Origin of the sequence: Mesorhizobium sp. M7A.F.Ca.CA.002.05.1.1 (assembly GCF_003998335.1) — a bacterium.
Lineage (GTDB): Bacteria > Pseudomonadota > Alphaproteobacteria > Rhizobiales > Rhizobiaceae > Mesorhizobium.
Window position 1 is genome coordinate 1 of the sequence record NZ_RZQI01000312.1, and the last position, 6,218, is coordinate 6,218.

Annotated in this window: 7 protein-coding genes and 2 pseudogenes; 2 read left to right on the forward strand and 7 right to left on the reverse strand. The window is 60.9% G+C overall.

Features of this window, described 5'->3' with window-relative positions:
• A pseudogene (locus tag EN939_RS17085) lies at positions 1-193 on the reverse strand (urea ABC transporter permease subunit UrtB); the annotation flags it as partial.
• A gap of 108 nt (positions 194-301) precedes the next feature.
• Positions 302-1,612 (reverse strand): urea ABC transporter substrate-binding protein, encoded by a 1,311-nt coding sequence (gene urtA, locus EN939_RS17090; protein ID WP_027036733.1) that lies wholly within the window; start codon positions 1,610-1,612, stop codon positions 302-304.
• A 309-nt stretch (positions 1,613-1,921) separates the two neighbouring features.
• On the opposite strand from urtA, the gene EN939_RS17095 reads away from it, so the two are divergent.
• Complete coding sequence (locus EN939_RS17095; RefSeq protein WP_127268965.1) at positions 1,922-2,335, forward strand: hypothetical protein; 414 nt, start codon at positions 1,922-1,924, stop codon at positions 2,333-2,335.
• Positions 2,336-2,399: 64 nt separating this feature from the next.
• On the opposite strand, the gene EN939_RS17100 is transcribed toward EN939_RS17095, so the two are convergent.
• From EN939_RS17100 to EN939_RS17110, 3 genes are all read right to left on the reverse strand, one after another.
• Positions 2,400-3,971: a GMC family oxidoreductase gene (locus EN939_RS17100; RefSeq protein WP_127268966.1), complete on the reverse strand. Its 1,572-nt coding sequence runs from the start codon at positions 3,969-3,971 to the stop codon at positions 2,400-2,402.
• Positions 3,972-4,017: 46 nt separating this feature from the next.
• On the reverse strand, positions 4,018-4,548 hold the full coding sequence (locus EN939_RS17105; RefSeq protein ID WP_127268967.1) for a gluconate 2-dehydrogenase subunit 3 family protein: 531 nt from the start codon (positions 4,546-4,548) through the stop codon (positions 4,018-4,020).
• Between the two features lie 87 nt (positions 4,549-4,635).
• Positions 4,636-5,031, reverse strand: coding sequence for a VOC family protein (locus tag EN939_RS17110; RefSeq protein WP_127268968.1), 396 nt, complete (start codon positions 5,029-5,031; stop codon positions 4,636-4,638).
• Positions 5,032-5,239: 208 nt separating this feature from the next.
• Between EN939_RS17110 and EN939_RS17115 the strand changes: the two genes are divergently transcribed.
• On the forward strand, positions 5,240-5,545 hold the full coding sequence (locus tag EN939_RS17115) for a ribbon-helix-helix domain-containing protein (RefSeq protein ID WP_127268969.1): 306 nt from the start codon (positions 5,240-5,242) through the stop codon (positions 5,543-5,545).
• Positions 5,546-5,555: 10 nt separating this feature from the next.
• Here EN939_RS17115 and EN939_RS17120 read toward each other — a convergent pair.
• Both EN939_RS17120 and EN939_RS38565 read right to left on the reverse strand, forming a co-directional pair.
• Positions 5,556-5,993, reverse strand: a pseudogene (locus EN939_RS17120) (VOC family protein).
• A gap of 4 nt (positions 5,994-5,997) precedes the next feature.
• A partial coding sequence (locus EN939_RS38565; RefSeq protein ID WP_206528303.1) for a hypothetical protein occupies positions 5,998-6,218 on the reverse strand: 221 nt, incomplete at its 5' end.

Genomic DNA, 6,218 nt, shown 5'->3' on the forward strand with positions numbered 1-6,218 from the left:
GTGCCGCAAGCGGCCGCTCTACCGCCGGATCGCCGGCGGCCGCCAGTTCGTGGACGACTGCCCCGATCTCGGAAAAGCCCTTGGCCGTGGCGAATTTGGCGATGATGCCGCGCAGATCGGCTTCGCCGGCGCCGGAGGACGACAGCGTCGCCAGCAGGAACAACAGCATCAAACCCGTGCGGATCAAGATCATCGGTCTCTGGTAACCCCTGAAGGTTGAAGTGGGCGTCCGGACGGCGGAGGAAGCCGTCCGGACGCGCGCGGTCATGGGCATGGACCTGAAGGTCCAGCCCGGGGAGGATCAGTTCGTGCCCTTGCCGCCGCACTTGCCGGTGGCAACATTGAAGTTGCCGCAGGACAGAGGCGCGCGCCAATCGGAGATCAGGTCCTTGGAATCAGGCAGATAGTCGGACCACTCGTCACCCATCACCAGGCCCGGCGTGCGCGACACGGTTTCGAACTGGCCGTCGGCCTGGATTTCGCCGATCAGCACCGGCTTGGTGATGTGGTGGTTCGGCATCATCGTCGAATAGCCGCCGGTCAGGTTCGGCACCGACACGCCGATCATGGCGTCGATGACCTTGTCCGGATCGGTGGTGCCGGCCTTCTCGACCGCCTTCACCCACATGTTGAAGCCGATATAATGGGCTTCCATCGGATCGTTGGTGGTGCGCTTGTCGTTCTTGATGAACTTGTGCCAGTCGGCGATGAACTTCTTGTTCTCGGGCGTGTCGACGCTCTCGAAATAGTTCCAGGCGGCGAGATGGCCGACCAGCGGCGCGGTGTCGAGACCGGCTAGCTCTTCCTCGCCGACCGAGAAGGCCATGACCGGGATGTCCTCGGCCTTGATGCCCTGGTTGCCGAGTTCCTTGTAGAACGGCACGTTGGCGTCGCCGTTGACGGTCGAGACGACGGCGGTCTTCTTGCCGGCCGAACCGAACTTCTTGATCGCCGAAACTTCGGTCTGCCAGTCGGAGAAGCCGAACGGCGTGTAATTGACCATGATGTCTTCAGCCGCCACGCCCTTGGCCTTCAGATAGGCCTCGAGGATCTTGTTGGTGGTGCGCGGATAGACGTAGTCGGTGCCTTCCAGCACCCAGCGCTTCACCGAACCACCGTCCTCGCTCATCAGATAGTCGACAGCCGGGATGGCCTGCTGGTTCGGCGCCGCACCGGTGTAGAACACGTTGCGCTCGCTTTCCTCGCCCTCATACTGGACGGGGTAGAACAGGATATTGTCGAGTTCCGAGAACACCGGCAGCACCGATTTACGCGACACCGAGGTCCAGCAGCCGAACACCGCCGCGACCTTGTCCTTGGAGATCAGTTCGCGCGCTTTTTCGGCAAACAGCGGCCAGTTGGAAGCCGGATCGACGACGACCGCCTCGAGCTTCTTGCCGAGCAGACCACCCTTGGCGTTCTGCTCGTCGATGAGCATCAGCATGGCGTCCTTCAGCGTCGTCTCCGAAATCGCCATGGTCCCCGACAGCGAATGGAGAATGCCGACCTTGATCGTGTCGTCGGCGGCCTTGACCGGAGCGGACGTCAACAGGCCGGCGGCGACCACACCAGCCGAAAACATTTTTGTTATTGTCGAGAAATTACCCCTCATATTACAGACTCCCAAGCTAGTTGATTGCACCGCAACACTACAAAGCAACCCCCATGCCAACCGCTCTGGCAATCCCGAAAGGGCACAAATAAATTATAGATATCAGCACCTTGGAATATAGGGCTTACAAAACAAAGAGAGGTGGCCAGAAATCGATTGAGGGAATTTTGCGCAGCTTGCGCAGCCTCTGCCTATTTTTCGATCATTTACCAAATCTGCCTAGATTTTGAACTCACCCGTGCCTCAGGCGACCGATGTTGCGGCGCGGTGCAAAAATAGGGCAAGCTCGCTCTTCAAGCGAGCGACGTCATGGTTTCAGGTATTTCACGTATTTTCATCGGCATACTGCTTCTGGCTGCAGCAACCGTGGCCGCGCGAGCCGATTTCAGCGACGGCAAGATGCCTGACGGCGCCTATCATTGCGAAGTGTACCTGCTTGGCATGTTCCTCAGCCTCGGCGACATCACCATCAAGGGGAACGTCTACAGCGGCCCCGTCTACGCCAGCCTCGGCGTCTTCGGCACCGCGCGGCAGGGCTACAACTACCAAATGGACGCAAACGGCGTGATCTCGTGGCTGGGGCCGCTGGGCGGATATACCGCCGGCGGCAATTCACTGTCGCTGACCCAGGCGACGCTGGACGGCGAAACAGTGCCCTCCTTCGACATCATCATGAAGCAGCCCGACGGCGCCTTCACCGCCTCGACCTGCACCAAGCAGTGAGGCGGCAAGAAAAAGGCGCGGAACCTTGCGGGTTCCGCGCCAGCAGTCCGTCGGGAGGATGTGACTAGATCGTCTTGGCCGACATCTGCGCCGCGATGTAGTCGGCCTGGCGGATCGCGAGCGACACGATCGTCAGGGTCGGGTTTTCGGCGGCACCGGTGGTGAACTGGCTGCCATCGGACACGAACAGGTTCTTGATGTCGTGCGCCTGGCCGTGCTTGTTGACGACGCCGTCTTCCGCTTTCTCGCTCATCCGGTTGGTGCCGAGATTGTGGGTCGACGGATAGGGCGGCGTCGGGAAGGTGCGGGTGGCGCCGACCGCATCATAGAGTGCCGTAGCCTGCTTGTAGGCGTGGTTACGCATCGCGGTGTCGTTCGGATGGTCGTCGAAATGCACGTCGGCGATCGGCATGCCGTGCGCGTCCTTCTCGTCGGCATGCAGCGCGATGCGGTTCTCCGCGCGCGGCATGTCCTCACCGACGATCCAAAGGCCGGCCATGTGGTCGTAGTGATCGAGTGCTGTGGTGAACGAGCGCCCCCATGCGCCCGGATCAAGAAACGCTGCCATGAACGGCAGGCCGAGCGACAGCGTCTCGAACTCGTAGCCACCAACGAAACCGCGCGATGGATCATGCCGCGCCTCGTCGCGGATGATGCCGGCCATGGTCGTGCCGCGATACATGTGCACCGGTCTGTCGAAGATGGCATAGACCGAGCCGGTGGTGTGACGCATGTAGTTCTTGCCGACCTGACCCGACGAGTTGGCAAGCCCATCGGGGAATTTCCCCGACGCCGAATTGAGCAGCAGCCGCGGGCTCTCGATCGAATTGCCGGCAACCGCGACGATGCGCGCCTTCTGCTCCTGCAGCTTGCCGTCTTTGTCGGCGTAGACAACGCCGGTCACCTTTCCGCTGGCGTCATGGTTGATCTTGATCGCCATGGCATTCGGCCTGACTTCGAGATGGCCTGTCGCCTCTCCCTTGGGTATCTCGGTGTAGAGCGTCGACCATTTGGCGCCCCATTTACAGCCCTGGAAGCAGAAGCCGGTCTGCTGGCAGGACATGCGGTCGTCGCGATCGACCGAGTTGATCGCCATGTTGCCGGTGTGGCATTCCTTGTAGCCGAGCTTGTCGGCGCCGGCCTTCAACACCTTGAAATTGTTGTTGCCCGGCAGCCGCGGCCAGTCATTGGTGCCGGTGACGCCCATCTTGGCTTCAGCCTTGGCATAGTAGGGCTCCATCTCGGCCAGCGTGATCGGCCAATCGAGCAGGTTGGCGCCTTCCAGTTTGCCGTAGGTCGACAGCCCCTTGAACTCATGCTCCTGGAAGCGCAGCGAAGCTCCGGCCCAATGCGTGGTCGAACCGCCGACCGACTTGACGATCCAGGCCGGCAGGTTGGGAAAATCCTTGGCCACACGCCAGTCGCCGGACGTGGTGCGCTTGTCGGTCCAGGCGAGCTGGCTGAACGAACCCCACTCGTCATTGATGAAGTCTTCGTATTCGTGGCGCGCGCCGGCTTCCAGGATGACGACGTCGACACCCTTCTGGGCGAGTTCGTTGCCGAGCGTGCCGCCGCCGGCGCCCGAGCCGATGATGACGACCACGCCATCGTTGTTCAGATCAAATGAAGCTGCCATGGTTTCCTCCCATGATTTCTGTTTGCGGGTTCAGGAGCGACGGGGCTCAGAGCCACTCGATGTCGTCGAAACCGCGCGCGATGTAGCCGCCCTTGGAATAGGACTCGCCCTCGTAACCGAAGATCGGCCACACCTCTTTCTGGTTGTAGAGGCTGACCACGAGGCCACCCCGAATGGCCTGGAAGAACGGCGTCGCCTCGATTTGCTTCAGCACGGCGACGCGCTGGTCCTCCCAGCCAAGGCCGCGGTAGCCGCCGTCACCGGACTTCTTGTCGAGGTCGGCGATGCCATCTTCGAGCATAGTCTTGTAGGCGGCGTCCTTGCCGGCCTGTTCGTCGTGGCCTTTCACGGCAATGGCGTAATATTTGTCCGGAACCTGATCGTGCGGATAGATGTCACGCGCCATCTGGATCAGCGTCGCCATGGTTTCGGGCTTGAGTGCCGATGTCTCCAGTCCCCAGGCATGCTCGGGGCTGATGACGGCGCTGCCTGAGATGACGAGCAGCGCGCCGATGCCGCCCCGTTTAAGAAGCTCTCGACGGGACAGCCCAGGCTTCGCGTCATAGATCGTGACCATTTTATTCCTCCCTGCTTGCTATGTGCGCTCTCTTCAGAACGCCGTTGCTGGCGCGCTGCCCCCGTCAGGGGACGGCTGCGATGTCTCCTATTGGAAGCGACCTCCGCGTTGCAGAACCTCGATCTTGTAGCCGTCGGGATCCCTGATGAAGAAAAAGCGGGCGATCAGCGATCCGTCGCGGTTGAACTCGACGATTTTCTTCGGGTTGAGCCCTAGCGCGCCGAGACGATCATGTTCGCCGTCGAGATCGACGACCGAGACCGCCAGATGGCCGTAGCCGTCGCCGAGCCCGTAAGGCTCCTGCCGATCCTTGTTCACGGTCAGTTCGAGCTCGAACCCTGCCTCGGCATTGCTGAGGTAAATGAGCGTGAATGTCTCGAAATCCAGCCTGTCGGCGACATCGAGCCCGAAGGCGTTTCTGTAGAAATCGAGCGATCGGGCTTCGTCGAGAACCCGGATCATACTGTGGATCGCCTTGGCCAAATCAGTCTCCGTTCTGGTGTGGAGGCGATTATGCGCGGCACGGACAAAAGGTGGTGGCAGCCGGTTACCACGCCCGCAGCCGCGAACGGGACGAAAGTCCGATTGCCGGACCGGCAATTTTGCCCGAGAATGCATGTGGGGACAGGTCAAGCAGTATCAAACTGCACGCCCGTCCACCCAAGACCAACAATCATGGGAGGTTTGTCGGATGTGCAGGGTGTTTGCGGGCCAGGATCCCGAAGGCTATCGCCAGATCAACCGGTCGATTCGCATCGACGGCCACTCGACCAGCATCCAGCTCGAAGCGACATTCTGGGCTTTGCTGGACGAAATCGCCGAAAACCAGGATTTGACGACGCCGAAATTCATCTCCAAGCTCTATGACGAAGCCATCGAGATCAACGGCGCCATCCCGAACTTTGCGTCGATGCTGCGCACCACCTGCGCGCTCTATCTGCGGGGCCATCGGCCGGGAATGGATGAGCAGATGGTGCCGAAGCGGGAGGCTGCTTAGCGCATTGCGCTCAGCTGAGTTCTTGCGCGAGCCCGATGAGAAGCCCTCCAGGCCCTCGAATGTAACATAGCCGATACACTTCTTTATACTGGACGACTTAGCCTGCGAGCCGCGCACCGCGATTGCGGCGCCTTTCAAGCGTCCCGTCAATGTCGTCCACGGTGAACATGACGCGGAGGTAGCCCAGGGCGTTAACCGGGGCGTTGCGGTGATCGGCGACGACAGGCGGCGTGAGGAAACGGGACAGTTCGAGCCGGCTGTGGCCGTCCGGCGTCCGCATCATGGCAATCTCGACGCGCTGATCGCCCAGTCCAGTGACACGTCCGGCCCATTCCCCTTCGATCATGGCCCGCCCTTCGAGCTCAAGGCCGAGCTCGCCAAAAAAACCAATCGTCTCTTCGAGGTCATCGACGACGATTCCTATGTTGTCCATCCGTTTGAGCGCCATGTGTTCAGTCTATAAGGCGTCGTCCAGGCCGTAAACTCCTTAGGCTGCTTGCCAGCTGAGCAAGGGCGATCAGGTCCTGATTCATGGCTGATGGCACGATGCTGTTTCTATCGGTCCAGCATCCGGGCAGGTAGGCCGGATGCTTGGCGGGATCGTGGCCCGGCAATTCTAGCGTTGCGCAGGGCAGTTCCGAAACATTGGCCCGGCTCGTCCTTGCCGGCAGTC